This is a genomic window from Flagellimonas abyssi (genome assembly GCF_019457905.1).
Taxonomy (GTDB): domain Bacteria; phylum Bacteroidota; class Bacteroidia; order Flavobacteriales; family Flavobacteriaceae; genus Flagellimonas; species Flagellimonas abyssi.
Window position 1 is genome coordinate 25358 of sequence record NZ_JAHZSV010000013.1, and the last position, 25492, is coordinate 50849.

Consider the following 25492-nt stretch of genomic DNA (forward strand, 5'->3'; position numbering starts at 1 on the left):
TCAGTCGTTTTTGTTGATCAAGGACTTTCTCCATTTTTTAAAGGAAATACGGAATATGCGAATCTCTTTTCTAAGCAAGTTCAGGTATTCCTTCTCTTTTACGCCGTCCCTTTCCAGACCATTGCAATATGCAAGAATATTGCGTGTCATAATATTTACGTAAGAAAGGCTTCTCATACGTACAGATGGACAATTGCTCAATGCGGCCTGTTCCAATTCCTTGGTAATCAGGTCGGCATCTACCAAAAGGGATTGGGAGATATCATCTCGGAAAGAATCGATTTTGCGAAGTGACAAAATCTCTCTGTTTTGGGTAAAGTAAGCAGCCACCGCTTCGCTCATGTCGCGAAGGGCCAAAGATCTACGGTATACACCAAGGGAGTTAAGAGAATTTCTCTCCATGTTTTTCTAGCAATTTTGAATCATAAAATTACGCACGAATCAAATTTTTTTACTTTTGTTACGAAAGCTATAATTCGATTTTACTTTCGAAAACAAAAAAATAGCGGTAAATTTCTTTCCATATGAAGATAGATGACTTGAATTGGCAAATTTTGAATCATTTGCAGCAAAATGCACGGGAATCTTTTGCCAATATTGGGAGAAAGATTGGACTAACCCCACCAGCGGTTGCGGAACGCGTTAAGAAAATGGAGGACCTTGGCATCATTGAAAGCTATCGTGCCAACATTTCCTATGTAGAGGCGGGATACCAGCTGAAGGCGATAATCATGTTGCGTGCCTTTATGGGTAAGTTGAAGCCTTTTCTGGACAAGGTAAAAACATTTCAGGAGGTAGAAAATTGCTACCGTATCACCGGTAATGAAAACATTATTATGGAGGTGGTGCTTCGGGATCAGTCCCATTTGGAAAAATTTATCGATGAACTCATCGTATACGGAGAATGTAGAACACACATTGTGTTGTCCAATGTAGTAGCCAATTCCCCCATTAAAAAAAGTAAAGTCGGTAAATAGTTTCTTGTTAAATTGATGATTTAGAAACAGACTTTGGCTAGATTTTTGTTAAAATAGAGTTATGAAAAAAACATATTTGCTATCACTTTTGACCAGTTTTTGTGCACTATCCATCTTCTCACAACAATTGGTCTTAAAAAAAGGGGAGATTGTTGAAAATCTTTCAATTAACGATTCCACAGAGAATACCTACTCCATTTACATACCCAAGACCTTTTCCATGGAGAAAAAGTGGCCGTTGATGGTGGTGTTGGATACGGAGGGAAATGAGACCAAGGCACTTTCCATGTTTGTGGTTGCAGCAGAAAATGAGGGGTATGTTCTGGCTGCTCCAAAACTGTTGGACAGTGTTTCTCTGACAAAGAATATGGTGGTGGTAAGCCAATCTATTCAAAAGGTTACAAGTATGTTGCCCATACACGGTGATAGGATTTATGCAGCAGGTAGTGAGTCCGGAGGCCAGTTTGCCAGTTTGGTTCCGGTTTTGATCACAGGTGTTAACGGGACAATGTCCATTGGAGCCTCTTTGGCCAATCGTGAGCTGATAAATACCAAAAATCCTTTCCATTTTGTAGGGATTGTTAATAAAGAGAATTTTAATTACCCGTTTATGTTGACGGATGCCAAGCTTTTGGACAGGTATAAGTTCCGCAATCAAGTGTTGTTGTACGATGGAAGCGGGGAATGGCCTGGAGTTTCATACTTGGAAAAAGGAATGCAACTATTCACTTTGGATGCCATGGGAAGGAAATGGATTCCAAATGACCCTGCCTATGTAGAAAAGGCCTATCAAGAAGATTTGGGCAAATTGGAGCAGTTGAAAAGCATTGGTGATTTATTGTGGGCAGAGCAATACATGACCGAAATGGTGTCCATGTACGGCGCTCTAAAAAATATGGATTCCCTCCGGTCTGTGCAGAAAGATTTGAGGAAGGATAGGGGCTTCAAAGCGATGAAAAGAGCAGAAAACGCTGCCTTTTTAAAAGAATCCTTGCTCAAGGAGGATTACCAATATTATATGGAGGAAGATGTGTACACCCATAATTTCAACAATCTGGGATGGTGGAACCATCAAATGGGCGAGATTAGCAAGTTTATTTCAGGATCAAAACCCTATGAAAAGCAGATGGGCCATAGGTTGAAGGGCTTTGTAAATGCCTTGGCGGAAGATAACATTCGGATAATAGCTTCCGAAGAAGTGGTGGATGAAGATGCTTTGGCATTTTTGTACATGCTGAAAACCATTCTGGAGCCCGAGAATCATGAATATTACCTCAAGACCATTTCCCTCAGTGCAAAGAATGATGATTTTGGAACATCGCTCTTCTATTTGGAAGAACTTTTGAAAAAAGGGTTTAAGGATAAGGAAAAGCTCTACAGTCTGGAACATACAGCCTTGTTCCGCATTACCCCGGAGTTCAACGAAATGGTGTCCAAGTACCTTGACGATGCACGTTATGACATCAAACTCGATGAAAATAGACCGTAGACAAAGACTTTAGTTCTTACGGGTTTAAGCTGTATTTTTGTAAAAACAGCTTCAGGATGAAATATGCACTTTTACTATTGGTAGTTTTTTTGATGTCTTGTGGTCAGGGTAAAAAATACCATGATGAAGAGAAATCCGTTGCCGTAAAATCGGATTTGATAGCGGATATTTTGGAATATCAAAAAGAACAGAACGAGAGCTTTAAAGACCCCGATTCATCCCCCTTGCCCGATAAATACCGTAAGGATTTCGAGGGGCTCGATTTTTTTGAGCCCGATACCAACTATATAGTAAAGGCGCATTTTGTGCGTACTCCAGATGCAGAACCTTTTTTAATGCCCAGCACTACGGATAGGCAAACGCAAGAAGTGGTCTACGGAATCGCACATTTTAAATTGAACGGGAACGAACACCAGTTAGAGGTATACCAAAGTTTGGATATGATGGATGATGAAGAATATGAAGATTATCTGTTCTTGCCTTTTTTAGATAATACCAACGGGGAAGAGACGTATGGAGGGGGAAGATATATTGATTTGACGATTCCTGAAGGTGATACTTTGGTGATTGACTTTAACAAGGCATACAACCCTTATTGTGTGTATAACAAAAAGTACTCCTGCCCTCTAGTGCCAAGGCAAAATTATTTGAGAACTAAAGTGAGAGCAGGAGTGAAAAATTTTAACAAGGACTAAAAAAAGCCTTAATCCTATTGGAATAAGGCTTTTTTCGTGTCATATCAATATTATTTTTAGAAGGAGTAAATCGCAGCAATCAAGAATGAAGCTTGGTTGCTACTGAAAGCTCCATCACTGTCCACGTAAGGTTCTATATCATTTCCCCAAGTGTCCAAACGAACCTCTGGTTTAATGATAAGATTATCTTTTGTAAAGCTACCGGTCAATGTTAATCCAAGAACGGGGGAGTCATCATCAACTGCATCATCAGTAAAAGTCATGTATTCTCCACGGAGTCCAACGGCAAAGCTATCGGAAGTAGTGAATTGAGGGTAAATGGCTGCACCATAGAAACCGGTTCCTGTCTCGGAATTGTCATTATAGGCCGCATTGATTCCAAAGAAGAAATCTTCAGTTAAGTCAAATCCTCCGGTATAATCAATTTCAAACCCTAAACCACCATTTCTTCCGCTATCATAATAAAGGTTCAGAAATTGATCGTAAAATCCTAGCTGACCTCCTAATGAATATTCTCCACTTTCACTGATATCATTTGTATCCCATGGATTCATAACAGCAAGCATTAAGCTTACATCATCAGAAAGTGCAAAATCTGCTTTAAGACCCAAATGTGAAAATGGTCCATTGGAGAAAAGGTAGGAAACGCTATAGTTAAAGTTAGCTTGAGGAGCAATTACCTCGTATCCTAAAAAGGTATTGAAACGACCCATAGTAAGTGTGGTGCTTTCGGAAACATTCCAATACACATACGCCTGATTGATTATGCCATTAAGAACATCGTTATTAAAAGTGGCCTCGGTACCTCTAGGGCCAAAAACCAAATCAACGACAACACCGGTATCTCCCATGTCGTAGGTGCCGATTAAATTGGCCATACCTAATGCAAAACCTGTTTGGTTGGCAAATGATGTAAAAGTGCCGGTTGTTGATTCTCCGGCGTCATGGAATGTTGTTCTGTAATAAGCGTCAACAGATCCACTGAGACTGAATTTGGAAGTCTCTTCCTCCTGTGCAGAGGCTGAAAATGTTACCATTGAAATAATGGCGATAGCCAAAATTTTTCCGAAATTTGTATTTATAATCGTTTTCATATCATAATCGTTTAGTTGTCCTTTATTGAAGGACAGTTAGTTGTAATAATTGTGAGTTTGATTGAAAAGGTTATTAGACGGAGCGTTTGGCAGAACGCTCCGTTCCTTTTTTTACAATCTTTTGTGAGTTTGATTAAGAGTTTCCTAAAGACTATTTGTCCTGGGAAATGTGTTCTGGGTATGCTTCTACACCATGTTCGTGTAGGTCAAGACCTTCAACTTCCTCTTTTTCAGATACTCTAAGTCCAATAGTTTTCTTCAAGATGAAAAGTACTATGAAGGATGCTAGGGCCGCCCAAAGAATGTAGGACAACGATCCGTAGGTCTGAACCCACAGTAGTTTGGCTCCGCCACCGTACAATAATCCGCCGTCTAGTGCAAATAGGCCGATCAGCACAGTTCCAATGAAACCACATACTCCGTGAACGGAGATGGCTCCTACTGGGTCGTCAATCTTAAGTTTTTTATCGATAAATTCAATGGAGACTACCACTATTATACCGCATACCAAGCCAATGGCAAGGGCTCCCCAAGCATTCACGGCTCCACATCCGGCAGTAATCCCCACCAAACCGGCCAAAGCGCCGTTAAGGGTCATGGAAATATCAGCTTTGCCATATCTAGCCCAAGTAAAAAATAGGGCAGCTATGGCTCCTATCGCAGCGGCTAGGTTTGTATTTATGATAACACTGGTTGCTGCGATGGTATCATCGCCGCCCCAAGCTAATTGGGAACCTCCGTTGAATCCGAACCATCCCAACCAAAGAATAAATACACCAAGTGCGCCAAAGGCCATGTTGTGTCCAGGGATTGCTTGTGCTTTTCCATCCACGTATTTTCCGATTCTAGGTCCTACCAAAATGGCGGCAACCAATGCAGCTGCACCACCTACGGCGTGTACCACGGAAGAACCGGCAAAATCAACAAATCCTGCGGTGTTCAACCATGCATCGTCATCAAATGGCCAGTACCAGCTACCTGAAATCGGGTAGATGATGGTGGTAAGGACAGCGGAAAAGATCAAATAGGTCGAAAATTTGGTCCTACCAGCAATTGCTCCCGATACAATAGTGGCTGCTGTAGCGCAGAATACTGTCTGGAAGAATAGGTTGTACCAATCATCGGCACTAAAAAAGAAATATCCTTGATCGGATGGACTAGATCTAAAGAATCCTCCACCTACAAGGTCGCTACCATACATGATACCGTAACCTAATGCCCAGAACATGACCGAACCAACGGCCAAGTCCATTACGTTTTTCATAATAATGTTACCAGTGTTCTTGCTACGGGTAAAACCTATTTCCAACAGGGTGAAACCTGCCTGCATAAAAAACACCAATATAGCCGCAAGGGTGATCCAGAGGGCCCCCATGTCGCCAGTAATGGCTTCAACGGCTTTGTCTATCGCTTCTTGTTCTTGAATAATCATAATCTAAGTTTTTAAAGTTTTTTGGCTATTAATGTTAGTTGATTCCTGCGCTTCCGCTTTCCTTGGTTCTAATCCTGTAGGCTTCGATAACATCGGAGATGAAAATTTTTCCATCACCTACGTTGCCAGTGCTCGCAGTGTCCAATAAAACGTTCACGGTTTTTTCCAGGAAGTCATCGCTAACCACGATAACCAAATACCTTCGTTGAATATCGCTAGTGCTGTACGATATGCCACGATAGACATGTCCTTGTTTTTCATTTCCAACTCCCGTTACATCCCAGTAACTAAAGAAGTTGACCTCAATTTGATGGAGGGCTTTTTTTACCTCATCAAATTTGGATTTTCTAATAATTGCCTCGACTTTTTTCATAATTAAGTAGTTAATTGATGTCTCAAATATATAGGATAAAAGTCAAGACCATAAAAAAGTATGGGGGGTGTCGGTTATTTTTATGGGTATAAAAAAAATACCCCTTAAATTTTAGGGGTATTTAATTTTATGTTAATGTTTGTTGGGTATTTATTGATTTTAAGTTAACATTTAATGTGTTTGAGCTCAATTTTCACAAGGTTGAGCGCCTAAAAAGTGATAAATGTTCGTTTTTTAACAAATTTTAACTTAAAAAATACAATTTATAACTACTAAATGTGTTTGGCGATCCATAATCCCAGAACAACGGCCAAAACGCCGATACCAATGCTGGAAATCATGTAGATAGAAAAGTTGAGCAGGTCGCCGTCCTTTAATAAAGAGTGTTTTTCAAAAGCGAAAGCGGAGAAGGTAGTAAAGCCACCGCAGAATCCAGTGGCAAGAAATAAGGTGTTGTTGTTCAGTATATTGCCTTTAGCTGACAACCCTAGAAAAAGACCTATCAATAAACACCCAATAATGTTTACCAAGAATGTTCCTAGAAAAAAATTATGGAAAAGAGGGTTGAGCGGTTTTGAAATAAGATAGCGTAAAACACTTCCTAATCCCCCGCCCAAAAAGACAAGTAAGGCTTGTTTCATGCCCTAAAGGTACAAACTAAACCGCTTCTTTGTACTCGGTTTCAACAGTCTCTCGGGGGAAGAGTTTGGTGGTTGAGATGTCGGAAATCCGTTGAATTGGTTTTGTAAACCTTTTTTTGGCTCCATTCACGCTGAAAATCAATAGAATTGCATTAACAGCAAGCAAAACAAACAGGATGCTAAAAAATACAGTCATTATAGGTTAGGTGCTTAATTAATGGTAAGACAAAAGTACGATTTTTCTTATCGGAAGGAAATCGAATGCTTGTTATTGTTGTAAAAGCTACAATTTTTGTGGCAACTGCAAATAAACTGTTAATTTTTAAGGAAGTACTTAATTAGAAAGAGGATGATTATGAAAGATATAAAGGAAACCAGTATCCAAATTACACCTCTGTAATTTTTTTTATGCAGTTTTTTGTCCTTTCGGTAGGATGAAGCGATAATCACGACAAAGACAATAAAGAATAGGGCTGCAAAAATTACCTGTCCTGTGCTGAACATATTTTATATTTTTATGCAAAGCTAAATCAAAATTAAGTAATGAAAAGTAAAATTAAGGCAGTGGAGCTCTTCCACAATTCGTTTGGTCTGGGAGTGTCGCAAAAACCCAAAGCGGATTTAGGAGCAGAAAAGAACAAACTCAGGTTTAATTTGATGGACGAGGAAAACCGTGAATATTTGGAAGCCGCCAACAATAATGATTTGGTTGAGGTGGCCGACGCGCTTGGGGATATGCTCTATATATTATGCGGAACCATATTGGAGCACGGCATGCAATATAAGATTGAAGAAGTGTTCGAGGAGATTCAGCGGAGTAATATGAGCAAGCTCGGTGCCGATGGAAAGCCTATTTATCGTGAAGATGGGAAGGTGCTAAAAGGGCCAAATTACTTTAAACCGGACATTCAAACTATTATAGATAAATAAAAAAAGGCGCCGATCGGCGCCTTTTTGGTTTGGTCTAGATGACTTCGTGTCGCCATCCAAATTTATCTTCTGCTCGGTTGTACTGAATATCTGTCATTCTTTTTTTCAATAAAGAAGCATAGCTTTCTTCCAACTCTGGCAAATCATAATCCTTTCCATGATATCCAAAACCTGAAATCGGAGAAACTACAGCTGCCGTACCTGCCCCGAACATTTCTTTTAACGAGCCGTTTTCCGCAGCTTCCACCAATTCATGAACGGATATTTTGCGAACTTCGGTTGTAATACCTTCATCCTTGGCAATGTCCAAAATGCTCTTTCTGGTTATTCCGTCCAAAATACGATCGCTGGTAGGGGCGGTCATCAAGGTATCGTTAATGCGTACAAAAACGTTCATTGCACCAGCTTCCTCAATAAATTCATGGGTGTTGTCGTCCGTCCAGATTACTTGTTGGTAACCCTTGTCAGCGGCCAACTTTGTTGGGTAAAACTGTCCGGCGTAGTTACCACCTGCTTTGGCGTAACCTACACCTCCATTGGCTGCGCGGGAATAGGTTTCTTCTATCAAAACTTTCACCTTTCCAGAAAAATAGGATCCAGATGGAGCACAGGCAATTATAAATTTATACTCGTTTGCTGGGGAAGCATGGAATCCGTTTCCTGATGCAAAAACAAATGGTCTAATGTAAAGGGAGCTTCCCGGGTTTTGGGGAATCCAATCACTTTCCACTTGGATAAGGGCATTTAACCCTTCCATAAAATAAGCTTCGGGGATTTGTGGAATGGCAAGTCTCTCTGCAGATTTGTTCAACCGTTTGCAGTTTTCTTCGGGCCTAAAAAGCCAGACCTTACCGTTCTCATCCTTATAAGCTTTCATTCCTTCAAAAATAGATTGGCCGTAGTGGAAAATCTTTGCAGATGGGTCCAGGGTAATGGGTTGGTATGGAACCACTTTAGGAGCGGACCACTCACCATCTTTATAATCACAGACCAACATATGGTCGGAATAAACACTTCCAAAGGAAAGATTGTCAAAATCCACATCATGGATTTTTGAGCTTTTGGCTCTTTCTATAGCTATTTTATTCGCTAATGTTTCCATATCACTTACATTTACAGGGATAAAATTAGCTATTTATTGTTAGTTTTGGACGTTTATCAAATCTAAATATTGGACTTGACCCACAATTATTTAAATGTTATCAAAAATGAGGATTTTTAACACTTTTGCTACTATTATTTTACTAGGTATGGTACTGGTTTCGTGTAAGCAAGAAACCATAGAGGGCGATTACTTTGGAGAAGAATTCAAAATTTCCGGGGAGGCTTCCAAAACATCGGCTCCATTTGATGAAATTTCTGGAAAAGATTCCTTACAGACCCAAATAGTTGGTGAGATCAAGGAAGTTTGCCAAGCCAAAGGATGCTGGATGAAGGTGAAATTGGAGTCCAATGATGAGGTTTTTGTCCGCTTTAAGGATTATGGTTTCTTTGTACCAAAGGATGCCGCAGGAAAAAAAGTGGTGATGAACGGAGCAGCTTTTTTTGAAGAAATGTCTGTTGAAGACCAAAGGCATTACGCTGAGGATGAGGGTGCTTCCGAAGATGAACTGGCCCAAATTACCGCCCCCAAGAAAACGCTTAGGTTTGAAGCTGATGGTGTATTGATCGCCAGCCAACCTTGAAACGAAAAATAATCACCACGGGCGATGGTTCCAAGACCATCCAAATAGAAGATTGGGACGAGCAGTACCATTCCAAACATGGTGCGGTTCAAGAAGCCTACCATGTTTTTATCGAGCATGGCCTAAGGTTATTTCAGAATCGAAAAGTCCATCTGCTGGAAATAGGTTTCGGAACAGGACTGAATGCCCTCATTACCCTTCACGAAGCAGTGCGACAAAACCTGCAAATCGATTATGTTGGTGTGGAAGCGTTTCCTGTTTCCATGGAAGAAGTGAATCAGTTGGACTATTGCGAGCAATTGGGTTTTGAAGGATTAGAGCAAATGTTTCAAAAAATGCACAGTTGTCCATGGGAAGAAGTCATTTCGATTACAACCGATTTTTCTCTTTTGAAACAAAAAAAGGATTTTAAGCAAATCGACCAGCAAGATTTGTTCAACCTTATCTATTTTGATGCATTTGGTGCCCGCGTACAGCCAGAACTATGGACAGAGAAAATCTTTTTAAAAATGTACCAAGCACTTGCAATCGATGGCGTTTTGGTCACGTATGCTGCCAAAGGTAGTGTGCGCAGGGCTATGCAGGCCGTAGGGTTTACCGTGGAGCGATTGCCCGGACCGCCCGGCAAAAGAGAAATGCTCAGAGCCCTAAAAACCTCATAAATGCCAATAAGCTGTTAAGTTTTATCCTTTTAGTGTCATAAATAGATCTAAAGTTTAAACAAATATGTTAAACCTAAATTAAGGTCTCATAAACAGTCAATTAAACCTATAACTTTGTACAAAAGGATGATATATGAAGGTGTTGATAACAGGAGCTACTGGACTGGTGGGGCAAGCCATAGTAAAGGTGTTGCACCAAAAGGGTATTCCAGTAAATTATTTGACTACAAGCAAAGATAAGATAGATTCTTCCGAAGATTTCCAAGGATTTTATTGGAATCCGAACAAAGGAGAGATTGATTTGGATTGTTTTCATGATGTTCAGGCCATCATTAATTTGGCCGGCGCAAGTATTGCCAAACGTTGGACTCCCCAACATAAAAAGAGAGTGCTTTCCAGTAGGATCAATAGCCTTCAAACCTTGAAAAAGGGTTTGGAAAAGTCTGGCAATAAGGAGGTGGAATGCCTTGTTTCTGCATCTGCAATAGGTATTTACCCGGACTCTCTTTGTGAGTATTTTGATGAGGATACCAAAAAGGTAGACGATGGTTTCTTGGGAGATGTCGTGACAAAATGGGAGACAGAGGCCGATACTTTTATGGCGCTTGGAATCGATGTCACCAAAATAAGAATAGGCCTTGTTCTTTCTTCAGAAGGGGGAGCATTGCCAAAAATGGCCATTCCCGTAAAAAACTTTGTTGGAGCACCGATTGGTACAGGGGATCAATGGCAATCTTGGGTTCATATCGAAGATTTGGCACAAATGTTTGTATTTGCCGTTGAGAACAATCTTACCGGTGTTTACAATGCTGTGGCGCCAAATCCGGTAACAAACACTAAGCTGACCAAGGAATTGGCAAGAATTTTAGATCGTCCCCTGTGGTTGCCAAATGTGCCCGCTTTCATTCTAAAAGCATTGTTGGGCGACATGTCCACTTTATTATTGGCCAGCCAAAGGGTAAGTGGAAAAAAAATTGAAGAGGAAGGTTTTGCTTTTCAATATGCCAATATCTGTCAGGCACTTAAAAATTTATATGCTTCACAAGAGGAAGGAATTCCTGCATCCGTTGAAGCTTAATACGTTTAAATTTCAACATATTTAAATATAGAAAGTCCGCTTAGGCGGCTTTTTTTATGTTTTGCGGTGACATTTTGACATTTTTATACAATTGGCAGTACTTTTGCCACTTCAAATCAGAATAAAACAATACAACATGAGCAATAAAAGTAAGGTTGAGGAAATGGAAGATGAGCCTAAAAAAGGGCAAACCGAAGAGAGTACTGAGCTGAACGAAGAACATATAGAGGCAGAAAACGCGGAACAAAACGAGGAGGAGCTTTCGGAAGAGGAAAAATTGCGCGAAGATTTGGCCAAAGAAAAAGAGAAATTCTTGAGGCTTTTTGCGGAATTTGAAAATTACAAGCGAAGAACCTCCAAGGAGCGTATGGATTTGTTCAAGACTGCTGGACAAGAAGTAATAGTGGCCATGCTCCCCATTTTGGATGATTTTGACCGTGCATTAAAAGAACTTTCCAAATCTGAGGACAAAGAGATGTTCAAAGGAGTGGAACTCATCAGTAATAAATTTAGGGAAACCCTTAAGAACAAAGGTCTTGAGCAGGTTGAAGTAGAGCCAGGGGATGCATTTGATGCAGAAGTGCACGATGCCATCACCCAAATACCTGCACCTGACAAGAAAATGAAAGGGAAGATCATAGATGTAGTGGAAAAAGGGTTTAAACTGGGAGACCGAATCATTAGACATCCTAAAGTTGTTGTTGGAAACTAAAGTTGTATGAAGGAAGATTATTACGAAATATTAGGAGTCTCCAAAGGAGCCTCTGCTGCAGAAATCAAGAAAGCCTACCGAAAAAAGGCCATTGAGTACCACCCGGATAAAAATCCAGGAGATACCAAGGCGGAGGAAATGTTCAAGAAATCTGCCGAGGCATATGAGGTGTTGGGCAACCCTGACAAAAGGGCAAAGTATGACCAATTTGGCCATGCCGCCTTCGATGGTAGTGGAGGATTTGGTGGCGGAGGTATGAATATGGACGATATCTTCAGTCAGTTCGGTGATATTTTTGGAGGAGCTTTTGGCGGCGGATTCAGCGGATTTGGCGGCTTTGGCGGCGGACAGCGTAGAGCCAAGGGCAGTAACTTGCGTATTCGCGTAAAGTTAACCTTGGAAGAAGTTGCCAATGGCGTCGAGAAAAAGGTGAAGGTGCGTAGAAAGCTCCAAGCGGATGGCGTAACCTATAAAACCTGTCCAACCTGTAATGGTACGGGACAGATTACAAAAATCACCAACACCATCTTGGGTAGAATGCAAACAGCGACTACCTGTACCACTTGTGGTGGAGCCGGTCAGTCAATAGATAAAAAGCCTTCCGATGCCGATGCACAGGGACTCAAGGTGGTGGAAGAAACCGTATCCATCAAAATTCCACCAGGTGTTGAGGATGGTATGCAGCTCAAAGTTACCGGAAAAGGAAACGATGCCCCGGGGAACAGTATCGCAGGAGATTTGCTGGTGGCCATAGAAACCGTTGAACACGATACCCTAAAGCGCGAAGGAGACAATTTACATTACGACTTATATATAAGCATTCCAGAAGCGGTTCTAGGTAGCTCCAAGGAAATTGACGCCATAGGAGGAAAAGTCCGTATAAAATTGGAGCCAGGTCTGCAATCCGGAAAAATTTTAAGACTTCGAGGAAAGGGTATCAACAGTTTGAACGGTTATGGAGCCGGAGATTTGCTGGTTCATGTGAATGTTTGGACGCCAAAGAGCATAAACAAAGAGCAAAAGGAGTTTTTTGAGCGTATGCAGGATGATGAAAACTTTGCCCCAAAACCTGAAAAATCGGACAAATCCTTTTTTGAGAAAGTGAAAGATATGTTCTCTTAAAAGAAAAAAAATCTTCTGTTTAAATAAAAAACGTATATTTGGAACTGATGTTGGGTAACCGATATCTAATTTTCTTTTTCATAGCAATTTTTTTCCCATCCTTGATTTTGTTAAGGGTGGGTTTTTGTTTTTATGGGAAAACAGGTAGCTAGCAATTACATATCTTTGAAAAAATAGTTTACATGGATTATATCCTTGTTGCCAAAAATGTGACCAAAACATATGGTAATCACACTGCGTTGAGCAACATCTCACTTCAAATCCCGAAGAATTGCATTTACGGACTTTTGGGTCCGAATGGGGCGGGTAAAACCTCTTTTATCAGAATAATCAATCAAATCACGCATCAAGACTCAGGTGAGATTTTGCTTAATGGAGAGCCCTTGGCCCCAAAGCATATTGCATCCATAGGATACTTGCCTGAGGAGAGAGGACTGTACAAAAGTATGAAGGTGGGTGAGCAGGCATTGTATTTGGCACAGCTAAAGGGGTTGTCCAAAAGTGAAGCAAAAACAAGGCTCAAATACTGGTTCGACCGTTTGGATATTGGTGATTGGTGGGACAAGAAGATTCAGGAGCTTTCAAAAGGGATGGCCCAGAAAATCCAGTTCATTGTTACCGTACTCCATGAACCCAAATTGTTGATTTTTGATGAACCTTTCAGTGGTTTTGACCCCATAAATGCCAACATCATCAAAGACGAGATTCTTCAATTAAAGGAAAACGGAACCTCCATTATTTTTTCCACGCACCGGATGGAATCCGTGGAAGAGCTTTGTGAGTACATTGCCCTTATTCATAAGTCCGAAAAAATCTTGGATGGGAAATTGTCGGACATCAAAAAAGCATATAAAAACAATATTTTCAATGTTGGAGTTCAGATGCAAAAGGATCCTAGAGACTTTTTGAAATCCTTGGAGGAAAAGTTCAATATCCTTTCTTCAGAAATAGACCCCATTGAAAACCAATTGAATTTTAAAGTACAGTTGGCATCGAGGCACACAGGCGATATTTTAACAGAACTATCCAAAGTTGCTAACATCAACAGATTTGAAGAGACCATTCCATCTGCTAACGACATATTTATTCAAACCGTAAACAACAAGGACAATGGCAAGTAAACTTGGGTTGATCATAAAGAGAGAATATTTGGCCAAAGTGCGCAACCGTTCTTTTATTGTTATGACTGTTTTGAGCCCACTTTTAATGGTAGGGATGATTGTGCTCATTGCTTTTTTGGCCAAAGTAAATGATGACGAAACCAGGGTAGTGAGTGTTTTGAACAAAAGTTCTTTTTTCCAGAGCGAATTCTATCCTTCCAAAAATATTTCCTACGTGCATATGGATAATTTGACCTTGGAGCAGGCAAAGGATTCAACCAATGCATTGGAATATTATGGACTGCTATACATTCCCGAGGGGAAAACGGTGGAAGAAGTATCTAGTTCTGCCTATCTTTTTACCAAGGACAATCCCAATACATCGATTACCAAGGAGCTTGAGGATGTTTTTCAAAATCAGTTAAGGCAAGATAGACTCCAAAAATTGGGGGTCACCTCCGAACAGTTCTCTACGGTAGAAAAACCGTTTGAAATCAACCTCTCCACGTTTGATGGCGAAAAAAGTATGCGTGGTATCAACGAGATCAAAGCCTTTATCGGAGGCGGATTTGGCTACGCGATCATGATGTTCATTATTATCTACGGAGGTTTTGTGATGCGTAGCGTTATCGAGGAAAAAACGAGCAGAATCATTGAAGTGATAATTTCTTCAGTGAAACCGTTCCAACTGATGCTCGGTAAGATTATCGGAAATTCCTTGGCCGGAATCACCCAGTTTTCCATTTGGATCATTTCAGCTTCGGCATTGTTGTTTATGACTGTGCTGATTTTTGGTATTGACCTTAGCGCGCTTTCAAACGATGGCATTATGACCCCGGGAGCGGCCGGAATGTCTCAGTTTGGCGGAATGGACAGCGATATGATGATGTACGCCAAGGAAATTTATGATATTCCTTGGGCCTTGCTCATTGTATCGTTTTTTATCTATTTTGTACTTGGTTACCTTATTTATAGTTCCATTTACGCAGCCATTGGAGCGGCCGTGGATAATGAAACGGATACACAACAATTTATCTTTCCTATTATATTACCTTTAATGTTGGCTATTTATGTCGGGTTCTTTTCCGTTTTTAGCAACCCTCATGGTCCAATAGCTGTAGGTTTTTCGTTGTTTCCGTTAACATCACCCATTGTTATGCTGATGCGTTTGCCAGGGGGGATAGGTGAAGGAGGAGTACCTTTGTGGCAGTTTTTGTTGTCCGTTTTTCTATTGATCGTTACCTTTTTGGGTATTGTATCCCTAGCGGCAAAGATTTACCGAACAGGTATTTTAATGTATGGAAAAAAGCCAACGTATAAAGAATTGATAAAATGGTTGAGATATTAGAATAGTATGCAAGACGGTGCAGAAGAAATAAAAGAAATAATCACCGAGGATCTCTGGGGGTCCATAAAGGATTTTTTGGATCTTGGGTTCCATATTGGCACTGGGGACAAATCCATAGATCTTACCATTGGGCTTTTGTTATTATTAACGGTTACCATTGTGGTGACAAAGTTCTTGTTAAAGTGGTTGCGCTTGATATTTACGCGCAAAATGGAGCAAGAGGACAAGCATAAGTTTACCAGTGTCTTTAAGTTCATCAACTATGTGATTTACCTTATTGCCGTTTTAGTGACCCTAAGTGCGGCGGGGGTGGACATAACCTTGGTAATTACGGCATCCGCAGCACTGTTTGTTGGTTTGGGTCTTGCTTTACAGGAATTGTTCAAGGATATTCTTGGAGGTATTTTTATTATAGTTGATAAGTCCCTACAGGTTGGTGATGTAGTAGAGGTCGATGGTAAAGTAGGCAAGGTGTTCGAGATTAAACTCCGAACCACAAGGGCAATAACCCGGGACGACAAAGTATTGATTCTTCCCAACCATAAATTTATCAGCGATATTGTTTACAACTATACGCAAAACCATAGAACCACCCGAGAGAAAGTAACTGTCGGTGTTGCCTACGGTAGTGATGTCGACCTTGTGACCAAAATCTTGGAAGAGGTGGCCAATACACAAAAGCAAGTACTCAAGAATCCAAAACCCTTTGTTCTGTTCGAGGATTTTGGGGATTCCGCATTGGTTTTCTCCATTTATTTTTTTACGAATGATACCTTTAGGGACCCGCGCATAAAAAGTGAGATGCGCTATAAAATAAATACCAAATTCAAAGAAAACAACGTTAGTATACCGTTCCCACAACGAGATATACATATTATTCAGCCCAAACAATAAAAGACATAAAAAAATCAAGTCACCATACTACAATTTGGAAGTGGTTCGCTTTCGTTGTAATACTTTGTAGCCAAAGCCTATTGGCACAAAGCACGGATATTTTTAGATTGGAATACCTAAACATACCAGAAAATGAAAGTGGAGTAAAGACCCAACGGTACAAAGCCCTCCTCAATGTTCCAATAAAACTCAACGAAAAGGATGAATATTTGGCCATAGGTGGTGAATATAACCGTTTTGATATGGGATATACTGCCGATCTTCCTTTTGATAAGAAGGAGATGATCAGGTTCCATATCATTGATTTCAATTTGGGGTTGATAAAAAAATGGAACGAAGATTGGAACTTGGTGACAATCTTGACCCCGCGCATTGCATCCAATCTGTTGGATGGGATAATTAAGGAAGATTTTTTTATGAATGCCTCGGCGGCCTTTTGGAAAGAGAAACCGAAGGCGGATAAGCCTTTTAGGATCGTTTTGGGATTAACCTATAATAGCACTGCAGGAGTTCCAGTGCCATTACCCCTTATACATTATTATAGAAGGTTTCATCCAGATTGGTCGTTTGTACTGGGGGTGCCAAAATCCAACCTAAAATATCATCTGGATAAAAAGCACAGTTTTGAGTTGGCATCGTTCTTGGATGGTTATTTTATGAATTTGCAAAACGATATTGTTTTGGATAATGGATCGGTAGCATCACGGATATCGTTTAATACATTGGTCGGGAGTTTGGGATATCAGTATAATGTTACGGAAAGTATTTCCTTTTTTGCAATAGCAGGGACTACCCTGATACAAGAAGGAAAATTACGGAACAAAGAAAGAGGAGAAGTATTTTTGTTCAATAAAGACCCAAATTTTTATATTAGGACAGGCTTCAAGATCGGAATATTTTAAAAAAGCAGCATATGTCAAAAATTTTGGTAATAGAAGATGAATCGGCAATTAGAAGAGTATTGGTTAAAATACTGGCCGAAGAGAACGATAGCTACAATGTGGTAGAAGCAGAGGATGGCCTAGCAGGAATAGATGTTATCAAAAAAGAAGATTTTGACCTTGTGCTCTGTGACATCAAAATGCCAAAAATGGATGGGGTAGAAGTTCTTGAAGCTGCCAAAAAAATAAAGCCAGAGATACCTTTTATCATGATATCGGGCCATGGTGACCTGGATACGGCAGTGAATACCATGAGGTTGGGAGCCTACGATTACATCTCCAAACCGCCAGATTTGAACCGATTGCTTACCACCGTAAGGAATGCTTTGGACAGAAAGGAATTGGCAGTTGAGAACAAGGTGCTCAAGAAAAAGATTTCCAAGAATTACGAAATGATCGGAGAGAGCAAGGAAATCGAAGCGATAAAAGAAATGATAGAAAAGGTGGCGCCTACCGATGCACGTGTTTTGATTACAGGTTCCAACGGAACAGGTAAGGAACTGGTGGCACATTGGGTCCACGAAAAAAGCCCACGTTCATCATCCCCTTTTGTAGAAGTAAACTGTGCAGCAATTCCTTCTGAATTGATAGAGAGTGAATTGTTCGGTCACGTGAAAGGGGCATTTACTTCAGCCGTTAAAGATCGTGCAGGCAAATTTGAAGCCGCCAATAAAGGAACCATCTTTTTGGACGAGATCGGGGATATGAGCCTTTCGGCGCAGGCCAAGGTGCTAAGGGCATTGCAGGAGAACAAGATTTCGCGTGTTGGTTCCGATAAGGATATTAAAGTCGATGTTCGTGTATTGGCCGCGACCAACAAAGATCTAAAGAAGGAAATAGAAGAGGGAAAGTTCCGAGAAGACCTATACCACCGTTTAGCAGTAATTTTGATAAAGGTCCCCGCCTTGAACGAAAGGCGTAATGACATTCCTTTGCTCATAGAACATTTTTCTACAAAAATCGCTGCAGAACAGGGTACAGGACAAAAGAGTTTTTCCAAAAAAGCCGTGGAATTGCTCAAAAGTTATGATTGGACCGGGAACGTTCGTGAACTTCGTAACGTAGTGGAGCGATTGATCATATTGGGCGGGAAGGAAGTGTCGGAAGAGGATGTAAAGCTGTTCGCCAGTAAATAATCAATTACAATTTCCAAGGCTATCCAATGCCTCTTTTGCCAAAGTTTTTACCCTTTGGTGGTATTCCTTTTTGTGTTGGGATAAATTGGTGTTCAACAACGTCAGCCGTGCTTCTTCATAAATGTTGGTAACGAACCTACGTGCATCTTTACAATCCACATCAGAAACTACTTTGTCCAAGGAAGATTGAAAACTCAATAAGCACTGGTGAACTTGTTTTTTTATGGATGCACCTTGGGTAAGCATCATACCATGATTGAAATCAAGTACATCTGTAGTGTTCATAACCAGTACATTGCTTCCGTAATCGCTGGATGTTTCCTGTTCAAACTCTTTAAGAACATTGATGCCAATAATAGTGCGTTCCAAGGCTTTGTGTAAAACCAATTTCGATTTGGCCAGGACATTAGCTTTGGTAGCTGTTTTTAAATAATCCTGCGTCAATTCCAGACTTTCTATAGCTCCCTCGCAACCGCAGTCCAAGAAATTGTCCTTGGTTTTTTCAATGCCGTTCAGGGCTTTGTAAGCATGATATTTGGCCATGTTTAAATCGTCGGCCATCACCGCATCCTCAATCTTGTTTTTAATGTATTCTATGTTGGAACTTGCATATTCACAAGCATTTGCAGGGGTGGTAAAGGAAGCCATAAGCCATAGAATAAGCAAGCCGATGACAAAGACTACAAGTAGGATAATCTTATTGTTTTTCATAACGCTTTAGGATTTGGGACTTTGCGTATTGATTTCCATAAAGTTACATTTTCATGGTTTTGAAGGGCAAATAGATCGATTAAATAACCATCTTAAGGTATAAGAGGTAAAAGTATCGATGAATTACATCTTTAAGTTATGGTTGGGTTGAATGAGTAGTCAAAATGAATTATATTCAATCCTATGAAAGAAATCAATACAGAGGATTATAGAGTGACCGGCAAAGAAAAGTTGTCCGAAATAGATACCTACGAGGACTTTAACGAATCCGAGAAGAAGCTTAAAAAGGAGTTGAAAAATATCAGAAAAGACCTTGGGGATTTTCAAGATACACTCTATGCCCATGGAAAATATGGGGTCCTCGTCTGTTTGCAGGGAATGGATACTGCGGGCAAGGATAGCTTGATTAGGGAAGTGTTCAAAGATTTTAATGTTAGGGGAGTGGTAGTGCATAGCTTCAAAGTGCCATCAACTAAAGAGAAAAAGCACGATTATCTTTGGCGACACTACGTTGCTTTGCCCGAAAGAGGAAAATTCTCTGTGTTTAACCGAACACACTATGAGAATGTTTTGGTCACCAAGGTGCATCCTGAATATATTTTGGGCGAGAACATTCCAAAGATTGATTCGGTAGAGGATATTGATGATGAGTTTTGGGAAAAACGTTACAATCAAATCAATGATTTTGAAAAGCATATCTCCGATAATGGAACCATAATTTTTAAATTTTTCCTTCACTTATCCAAAGAGGAACAACGACAGCGTCTTTTACGAAGAATTGAATTAAAACAAAAGAATTGGAAATTTTCGCCAGGCGACCTTGAGGAACGAAAACTTTGGGATAAATATCGGGCTTGCTATGAGGAAGCCCTGATCAAAACTTCAAAGGAACATGCGCCATGGTTCGTAATTCCAGCGGACAATAAAAGTGCGGCTCGTTTAATTGTGGCCTCCATAATGATGGAAGCGTTAAAAAAGTACAAAGATATAGAGGAACCTGAGCTGGACGATGAAATAAAGGCTAATTTAGAAACCTTTAAACAAGAACTGGAAAAAGAAACTACATGAGAACTGTTCTGATACTGGCCTTTTTGTTGGTCAGCACACCCTTTTTTTCTCAAACTGAAGACGAAAAGCAATTAAAAGCAATTTATGATGAAGCATTGACCAATGGTAAGGCATACGATTGGCTCAACTATTTGTCCAATCAAATTGGTGGGCGGCTTTCCGGGTCCGTGCAGGCGCAGCAGGCGGTCGACTATACAAAGGCTCAATTGGACTCTCTGGGACTTGACAAGGTTTGGTTACAGCCGGTAATGGTTCCTAAATGGGTGAGGGGAGTTCCTGAGTTTGCATATATCGAAAACAAGCCAGGATTAACCACCAATGTGCCCATTTGCGCACTTGGCGGTTCTGTGGCAACACCCTCCGGGGGATTAAAAGCTAGTGTAATCGAGGTAAATGGAATTGAAGACCTTGAGAAACTTGGGAGAGACAAAATCGCAGGAAAAATAGTTTTCTACAATCGCCCAATGGATCCTACCATGATCAACACCTTTTCTGCCTATTCAGGATGTGTGGACCAACGCTATTCAGGTGCGGCTGAGGCTGGAAAATATGGTGCCCTTGGTGTGATTGTTCGCTCTATGAACCTTCGTTTGGACGATTATCCGCACACCGGCTCCATGGGATATGGTGATACTCCAGTAGATAAGCGTATACCGGCGGCGGCAATCAGTACCAATGGTGCAGATTTGTTGAGTGCGACCATTAAATTGAATCCGAATGCCAAGTTTTACTTTAAACAAAACTGTAAGCAGCTTGAAGATGTACAGTCATACAATGTTATCGGAGAAATTACAGGCAGTGAATATCCCAAAGAGATTATGGTTGTAGGAGGTCACTTGGATTCTTGGGATTTGGGTGACGGTTCGCACGACGATGGTGCAGGCTGTGTTCAAAGTATGGATGTTCTAAGGCTGTTAAAAGAAACAGGCTATAAACCAAAACGTACTTTGCGCGTGGTGCTGTTCATGAACGAGGAAAACGGTATGCGAGGCGGTAATAAGTATGCCGAGGTGGCTCGAAATAAAGGAGAAGACCACATATTTGCTTTGGAAAGTGATTCAGGAGGCTTCACTCCAAGAGGTTTTTCCATAGACGCTTCCGAAGAAAACCTAAAGCAGATCCAAGGATGGCGAGACTTATTCGAGCCGTATTTGATTCATATGTTTTATGAAGGCGGCAGTGGTGCGGATATAGGGCCATTAAAGGAGGAAGGAATGGTCTTGGCCGGACTCAGACCTGACAGCCAACGCTATTTTGATCATCACCATGCGGAAAATGATACTTTTGAGCATGTGAACAAGCGCGAATTGGAACTTGGTGCTGCTACCATGGCCAGCCTTGTTTATCTTATCGATAAATACGGTACGGTTCCTGTGAAAAAAATCAAGGGATAAAAGATAAAACTAAAATTAAGCAGTTTAATCACTATGTTTGAACGGTTTTCTTTTTGGTAAGAATTACGCTTTGCTGGCTTTTCTCATTCGTTTTGGTCCGTACCAAAGCCAAAAACCGGTTACGGTAAAAATAAATAGGGAAACGCCCATTACAGTTGTATAAACCAATTTAATATACCCATTGGAGCCTAGATAATCGTCCACAATAGAGCCATCGTGAACGTTTTCCAAAAAATCAGACCGTCTTTTTCCGATGGAGAGTACATTGCCATTAGCACCATCCAACTGGATTTCATAAAAGGAGTCGACAAAAATAAATTTTACAGAGCCCTTTTCCTTTCTAATATCAATACGATCAACTTCAAAAGTTCTGTCCCTAAACTCATTTTGAATTGTATTGATGGCTATGGTATGAAGACTGTCAACGGGCAGCCATTTTTTTAGGTCGGCAGTTGTACCTTTTTGTGTCTTGGGGAGAATATATCCGTTGGAATTCTTTTTCCATCCCAAGATGAGTCCGGATATAGAAATAAAAAAGAAAAAAATGAATAATAATGCTCCTGTGGTTCGGTGTACTTTTCTAAATATGCGTAATACTTTGGCTTGCTTCTTCCTTTTGCCCATTCGTCCTATTAAAAATCCTAAAGATCATTAAAATTTATGGAAGGATAATACGTGTCACAGTCAGATTTTGGGGAACAAGTCCGTATTTAACATAAATTTTTGAATGTAATGATGCTAAGCTGGAAGAACCTTTTAAAAATACTAACTGAGAGCAAATGGGGTGCTGAATACACCCACGGTCAATTCGGCCCATACATCAAGAAAGAGCAGTACAAAGTTACTTTCCCGTAATTTTTCAAAACTTCCGCACTTTTCCTTTTTCAAGCAGTTTTTTTGCTGCAGACCAATTCGGAAGTACCTCGGTATCAATTGTAATGGTACGTATTTCCTTAGCAATCTTTCCGCTGTTTTTCATGGCTTCAAGGTGTGCACCGCTACGGGCAAACTCTTTCAATTCCTCTTCTGTGTTCCAGAGCGTCATGGTGTAATGTGTGGTCCAGATCCCCTTTTTTTTGAATTCCTTGCAATGGGTAGATTTTAGTTGTTTTAGAATTTTTAATGCAGTTGCCGATAGTGCAAAGAATTTGAACGGCCCTTTTAATTCAATGGACGTAATGGTTGCTCTCATCAATAGATGTATTTGTGTTTGTTAAAAAACGGGGTCGGCGCAACAGGGGTAAATATACGTTTTGTTGAAAAATAGAGCTAAACCACACTTGAAAAAGTTACGCTTGGAATAGAAATGTGCTCAAAACCGGATGGTGGTGGGCTCGAATTGCCACTCGTGCCTTATTTCCCGATACATATGTACTTTTCCTTATTTTATGGGGGTTCCCAGAGTTTGAGGTGTAAAAGGGGTGTAAAAAAGTTAAGAAAATCAAACCTTGTTGATATCTTTTAAGTTGATTAAAACCGTTTTGCAATAGTTGTAATTGATTTGTTATTCTATGATATGGTACAGTTATCGTTTATTCGAACATTTATGAATATAGGAATTTTCTATAAAAAAATAATTTGGTCTGGTTGCTATGGAGCGTAAGGAAGTCAAAGCTATGTTTATGTTATAAATAAATTCACCTTATTTATGGAGCAACTACAGTATTGAACTAAGTCTAATTCCTATTGGGAGGTTTATCGGGCTTGCCTAAACTTGTCCATGTGCCCCTGAATATCCTCCTTTTATGAAGGCCCAAACTTCCCAAGGGTTTTGAGTAGTTGTAGTTCTGTTATGGTTTTGGCAAGTGCAGGACTAACGGCACTCATAAAGCAAAGCGAGCGAAGGATTTGGCGTGGTATCTTTTGGCAACCAATTCACAAACCGTGTTACTGATACGTTCTTTGGTGCTTCGTAGCGTTTGTAAAATCTCATTTTTAGAATATAGTTCTTCCAGATGCTCAATATCATCAATAAAAGTATCTTCGGTAGAGGCAAATAAAGCTCTGGGGATAATGAGGTTTTTATCCCTTTGAGGATTTAACCTGGTCATATCCACTTCCCAAAAAAGGTGTTTTGGGAAAATAGCGGTTATATTTTGCCTTCTGTTCATGACGTAAAGGTAAAAATCAATTTCTTATTTAACGTAAATCCATCAAATTCAGTGCCATGGTCATATTGTCAAATGAATTAATGAAACGATATGATGCGAAAAAATACGGTAATGATACGATGCTGAGCGAGGCAGAATCATTTTTTGTTAAGAAGCTTTTCCAAGTAACTAACCTTATCTTTTTCCGCTTGAACAAGACGTTCATAAAGCTTTTTGTTTTCCTCTTCTTCCCTTGACAATGGCGTTAATGGTTTGCGGATGTTCATTTATGGACAAGGCGAATGGACGTTGCTTTAACGATTTTTTCTTCAATTCCCTTTCCAGAATCAATCCTTGGTGTATTCCTTTATATTTTTCCGCATAACTTACCATACCACATATATAAACAATTTTGTTTACATTTTATGGTAAATCCATTTCTAGACCTTTCCAACATCAAAGGTAAATTGTCTTCAGCTTGATAAAGCAGAGTTTTGATGAGTAGGATGGTCGGGATCATTAAAATCGGAAAGTTTGAGCCATGGAATATTTGGCCGTAGTGATTTGAATGTTAGGTTTGTGTGTTGAGTCTAGGAGTGCTCAATATTATCCGACCAGAGTGGTATACAATGTCGGGCGTTTCCACAATGTCATCATGCTCAATGGTAGACCAGGATTTCAGGACTACCAGTTGATAATCCAGTTGGTATTCATTAAAAATGTTTTGTATATGTTCTGAAATTGTATGCCTTTTCTAATAGTTGGCTTATTTGTGCCTTTATTAGGCAAACGGTATCTTACACAATTAGAATGATAAATTGAATGGTACCATCATTGCCAGATAAACCTTTATTCGGTTATTCTATTTTTCAAATCCATTTGTCCGTGTAAAATTCTCGTAATTTCTATGGGGAAATCATTTCGTTTCCTGTAAAAAATTATATGTCTACTAGTTTTAAGTCCGAATAAGTCATTTGTGATTCCGTCATAATTTTTCCCTAATTCGGGATTATCTGCAATATCCTGACAACTGTCCAATAGTAAATTATAATATCTATCAGCTTGTTGTTCTGACCATTTTTCAATTGTGTATTCCCAAATTCCAGTCAAATCCTCAACCGCTTTATTGGTCAGTTCATATTTAGACATTCTTTTTGCGTCTAGCTTTTAATCCCTGAAGATGTTTGTCTGGGTCAAAATCGTGCGCAATTCCGCTGTCAATTCCTTCTTGAATAGCGTTTCTCAACGCAATAACTTTACTTTCCTCGTTTTCCAAAAGTCGAAGTCCAGCTCTAATTACCTCACTTACGTTTTTATAACGTCCAGCAGAAACTTGGTTACTGACAAACTGGTCAAAGTAATTTCCAAGTGATATTGATGTGTTCTTGCTCATAATTTCTATTTCTACTTCAAAAATACCAATTTTTGGTATTTTTCGCAAATTACACCTTGAGACTTGCATCTTATAATAATCAGGACTCGTTTTCCACAGGAAGCTCAAAAAAGCCAGATTAATTAATTTTCAAAATAGTGCGAAAACAATGGATTCTAATATACTCTCCATTTGAAATACCTATTTTGAAACTAACCGATTAGAGACTTAAATTCTGTTATGTCACCATCAAATTTTAAGGGGTTATAATAAAAGAAGCCCTAGTTTGTTTTCCGGGGCATCGGAAAACAGGGCAGTGCCTGGGAACTTCCAATCAGGACACCAATGACTTCACTCGCTTAACTTCCCGTTCGCTCACTTGCCATTGGGTCAGATGGAATTCCCAAAGGCCCTTGTGGAACCTCTCAAGGCCAGGCCCTGTTTTGCCAACAAATAGGGTATCCATTTCCTTGAAAACCCAAGGGTTTTACTACGTTATGTACCCTCCCAATTTTTTGTCAAAAGCCTTGACAGAACCCCCTTCTTTC

The 25492-nt window shown here is 40.1% G+C and carries 29 protein-coding genes and 1 pseudogene; 16 read left to right on the forward strand and 14 right to left on the reverse strand.

Going from position 1 to position 25492, the window contains the following annotated elements; genetic code table 11:
* Window positions 1-402: a hypothetical protein gene (locus K1F36_RS10470; protein ID WP_220113770.1), complete on the reverse strand. Its 402-nt coding sequence runs from the start codon at window positions 400-402 to the stop codon at window positions 1-3.
* Between the two features lie 122 nt (window positions 403-524).
* On the opposite strand from K1F36_RS10470, the gene K1F36_RS10475 reads away from it, so the two are divergent.
* The 3 genes from K1F36_RS10475 (at window position 525) to K1F36_RS10485 (ending at window position 3161) form a co-directional block, all read left to right on the forward strand.
* Window positions 525-977 (forward strand): Lrp/AsnC family transcriptional regulator, encoded by a 453-nt coding sequence (locus tag K1F36_RS10475; RefSeq protein WP_207032543.1) that lies wholly within the window; start codon window positions 525-527, stop codon window positions 975-977.
* A gap of 61 nt (window positions 978-1038) precedes the next feature.
* The gene (locus K1F36_RS10480; protein ID WP_220113771.1) at window positions 1039-2466 is read left to right on the forward strand and encodes an alpha/beta hydrolase; all 1428 of its coding nucleotides are present in this window, start codon (window positions 1039-1041) and stop codon (window positions 2464-2466) included.
* Between the two features lie 56 nt (window positions 2467-2522).
* Window positions 2523-3161, forward strand: coding sequence for a DUF1684 domain-containing protein (locus tag K1F36_RS10485; RefSeq protein ID WP_220113772.1), 639 nt, complete (start codon window positions 2523-2525; stop codon window positions 3159-3161).
* Window positions 3162-3217: 56 nt separating this feature from the next.
* On the opposite strand, the gene K1F36_RS10490 is transcribed toward K1F36_RS10485, so the two are convergent.
* The 4 genes from K1F36_RS10490 to crcB form a co-directional block, all read right to left on the reverse strand.
* A complete protein-coding gene (locus K1F36_RS10490; RefSeq protein WP_176620592.1) occupies window positions 3218-4255 on the reverse strand; it encodes an outer membrane beta-barrel protein in 1038 nt (345 codons plus the stop codon).
* A gap of 151 nt (window positions 4256-4406) precedes the next feature.
* The gene (locus tag K1F36_RS10495) at window positions 4407-5687 is read right to left on the reverse strand and encodes an ammonium transporter (protein WP_220113773.1); all 1281 of its coding nucleotides are present in this window, start codon (window positions 5685-5687) and stop codon (window positions 4407-4409) included.
* A 34-nt stretch (window positions 5688-5721) separates the two neighbouring features.
* Window positions 5722-6060: a P-II family nitrogen regulator gene (locus K1F36_RS10500; protein ID WP_220113774.1), complete on the reverse strand. Its 339-nt coding sequence runs from the start codon at window positions 6058-6060 to the stop codon at window positions 5722-5724.
* 272 nt (window positions 6061-6332) lie between these two features.
* Window positions 6333-6701, reverse strand: a complete 369-nt coding sequence (gene crcB / locus K1F36_RS10505) for a fluoride efflux transporter CrcB (RefSeq protein WP_220113775.1) — start codon at window positions 6699-6701, stop codon at window positions 6333-6335.
* 543 nt (window positions 6702-7244) lie between these two features.
* Here crcB and K1F36_RS10510 point away from each other — a divergent pair.
* The gene (locus K1F36_RS10510; RefSeq protein WP_220113776.1) at window positions 7245-7631 is read left to right on the forward strand and encodes a pyrophosphohydrolase domain-containing protein; all 387 of its coding nucleotides are present in this window, start codon (window positions 7245-7247) and stop codon (window positions 7629-7631) included.
* Between the two features lie 34 nt (window positions 7632-7665).
* Here the strand turns inward: K1F36_RS10510 and K1F36_RS10515 are convergent, their stop codons facing one another.
* Window positions 7666-8733: a branched-chain amino acid aminotransferase gene (locus K1F36_RS10515; RefSeq protein ID WP_220113777.1), complete on the reverse strand. Its 1068-nt coding sequence runs from the start codon at window positions 8731-8733 to the stop codon at window positions 7666-7668.
* Window positions 8734-8839: 106 nt separating this feature from the next.
* Here K1F36_RS10515 and K1F36_RS10520 point away from each other — a divergent pair, with 106 nt between their 5' ends.
* From K1F36_RS10520 to K1F36_RS10565, 10 genes are all read left to right on the forward strand, one after another.
* Window positions 8840-9316 carry a DUF4920 domain-containing protein gene (locus K1F36_RS10520; protein WP_220113778.1) on the forward strand — a complete coding sequence of 159 codons (477 nt, stop codon included), beginning with the start codon at window positions 8840-8842 and terminating at the stop codon, window positions 9314-9316.
* Window positions 9313-9978, forward strand: coding sequence for a tRNA (5-methylaminomethyl-2-thiouridine)(34)-methyltransferase MnmC2 (mnmC2, locus tag K1F36_RS10525; RefSeq protein ID WP_220113779.1), 666 nt, complete (start codon window positions 9313-9315; stop codon window positions 9976-9978). Before K1F36_RS10520 ends, mnmC2 begins: the two co-directional genes overlap by 4 nt.
* 133 nt (window positions 9979-10111) lie before the next feature.
* Complete coding sequence (locus K1F36_RS10530) at window positions 10112-11056, forward strand: TIGR01777 family oxidoreductase (RefSeq protein WP_220113780.1); 945 nt, start codon at window positions 10112-10114, stop codon at window positions 11054-11056.
* 136 nt (window positions 11057-11192) lie between these two features.
* Complete coding sequence (locus K1F36_RS10535) at window positions 11193-11768, forward strand: nucleotide exchange factor GrpE (RefSeq protein ID WP_220113781.1); 576 nt, start codon at window positions 11193-11195, stop codon at window positions 11766-11768.
* A gap of 6 nt (window positions 11769-11774) precedes the next feature.
* The gene (gene dnaJ, locus K1F36_RS10540) at window positions 11775-12890 is read left to right on the forward strand and encodes a molecular chaperone DnaJ (RefSeq protein WP_220113782.1); all 1116 of its coding nucleotides are present in this window, start codon (window positions 11775-11777) and stop codon (window positions 12888-12890) included.
* A gap of 182 nt (window positions 12891-13072) precedes the next feature.
* The gene (locus K1F36_RS10545; RefSeq protein WP_220113783.1) at window positions 13073-14011 is read left to right on the forward strand and encodes an ABC transporter ATP-binding protein; all 939 of its coding nucleotides are present in this window, start codon (window positions 13073-13075) and stop codon (window positions 14009-14011) included.
* Entirely contained in the window at window positions 14001-15338 is a 1338-nt protein-coding gene (locus K1F36_RS10550; protein WP_220113784.1) for an ABC transporter permease, read from the forward strand. The genes K1F36_RS10545 and K1F36_RS10550 overlap by 11 nt, the downstream gene beginning before the upstream one ends.
* A 6-nt stretch (window positions 15339-15344) precedes the next feature.
* Window positions 15345-16232, forward strand: a complete 888-nt coding sequence (locus K1F36_RS10555) for a mechanosensitive ion channel family protein (RefSeq protein WP_220113785.1) — start codon at window positions 15345-15347, stop codon at window positions 16230-16232.
* An 80-nt stretch (window positions 16233-16312) separates the two neighbouring features.
* Window positions 16313-17134 carry a DUF6268 family outer membrane beta-barrel protein gene (locus K1F36_RS10560; RefSeq protein WP_258539025.1) on the forward strand — a complete coding sequence of 274 codons (822 nt, stop codon included), beginning with the start codon at window positions 16313-16315 and terminating at the stop codon, window positions 17132-17134.
* Window positions 17135-17145: 11 nt separating this feature from the next.
* The gene (locus K1F36_RS10565) at window positions 17146-18309 is read left to right on the forward strand and encodes a sigma-54-dependent transcriptional regulator (protein ID WP_108246513.1); all 1164 of its coding nucleotides are present in this window, start codon (window positions 17146-17148) and stop codon (window positions 18307-18309) included.
* Here the strand turns inward: K1F36_RS10565 and K1F36_RS10570 are convergent, their stop codons facing one another.
* The gene (locus K1F36_RS10570) at window positions 18310-19020 is read right to left on the reverse strand and encodes a hypothetical protein (RefSeq protein ID WP_220113786.1); all 711 of its coding nucleotides are present in this window, start codon (window positions 19018-19020) and stop codon (window positions 18310-18312) included. It lies immediately after the preceding gene.
* Between the two features lie 183 nt (window positions 19021-19203).
* Here K1F36_RS10570 and K1F36_RS10575 point away from each other — a divergent pair, with 183 nt between their 5' ends.
* A complete protein-coding gene (locus tag K1F36_RS10575) occupies window positions 19204-20088 on the forward strand; it encodes a PPK2 family polyphosphate kinase (RefSeq protein ID WP_220113787.1) in 885 nt (294 codons plus the stop codon).
* Complete coding sequence (locus tag K1F36_RS10580) at window positions 20085-21482, forward strand: M20/M25/M40 family metallo-hydrolase (protein ID WP_220113788.1); 1398 nt, start codon at window positions 20085-20087, stop codon at window positions 21480-21482. The genes K1F36_RS10575 and K1F36_RS10580 overlap by 4 nt, the downstream gene beginning before the upstream one ends.
* A gap of 63 nt (window positions 21483-21545) precedes the next feature.
* On the opposite strand, the gene K1F36_RS10585 is transcribed toward K1F36_RS10580, so the two are convergent.
* The 7 genes and pseudogenes from K1F36_RS10585 to K1F36_RS10610 form a co-directional block, all read right to left on the reverse strand.
* The gene (locus tag K1F36_RS10585; protein WP_220113789.1) at window positions 21546-22106 is read right to left on the reverse strand and encodes a PepSY domain-containing protein; all 561 of its coding nucleotides are present in this window, start codon (window positions 22104-22106) and stop codon (window positions 21546-21548) included.
* 235 nt (window positions 22107-22341) lie between these two features.
* Complete coding sequence (locus K1F36_RS10590) at window positions 22342-22674, reverse strand: DUF3291 domain-containing protein (RefSeq protein ID WP_220113790.1); 333 nt, start codon at window positions 22672-22674, stop codon at window positions 22342-22344.
* Window positions 22675-23305: 631 nt separating this feature from the next.
* Window positions 23306-23593, reverse strand: a complete 288-nt coding sequence (locus K1F36_RS10595; RefSeq protein WP_220113791.1) for a DUF6922 domain-containing protein — start codon at window positions 23591-23593, stop codon at window positions 23306-23308.
* A 137-nt stretch (window positions 23594-23730) separates the two neighbouring features.
* Window positions 23731-23823, reverse strand: a pseudogene (locus K1F36_RS20135) (transcriptional regulator); the annotation flags it as partial.
* Entirely contained in the window at window positions 23795-23965 is a 171-nt protein-coding gene (locus K1F36_RS10600) for a helix-turn-helix domain-containing protein (RefSeq protein WP_220113792.1), read from the reverse strand. The gene K1F36_RS10600 and the pseudogene K1F36_RS20135, both read right to left, overlap by 29 nt.
* Before the next feature lie 456 nt (window positions 23966-24421).
* A complete protein-coding gene (locus tag K1F36_RS10605) occupies window positions 24422-24721 on the reverse strand; it encodes a type II toxin-antitoxin system RelE/ParE family toxin (protein ID WP_220113793.1) in 300 nt (99 codons plus the stop codon).
* Window positions 24714-24965 carry a type II toxin-antitoxin system ParD family antitoxin gene (locus K1F36_RS10610; RefSeq protein ID WP_220113794.1) on the reverse strand — a complete coding sequence of 84 codons (252 nt, stop codon included), beginning with the start codon at window positions 24963-24965 and terminating at the stop codon, window positions 24714-24716. The genes K1F36_RS10605 and K1F36_RS10610 overlap by 8 nt, the downstream gene beginning before the upstream one ends.
* Between the last annotated feature and the right edge of the window lie 527 nt (window positions 24966-25492).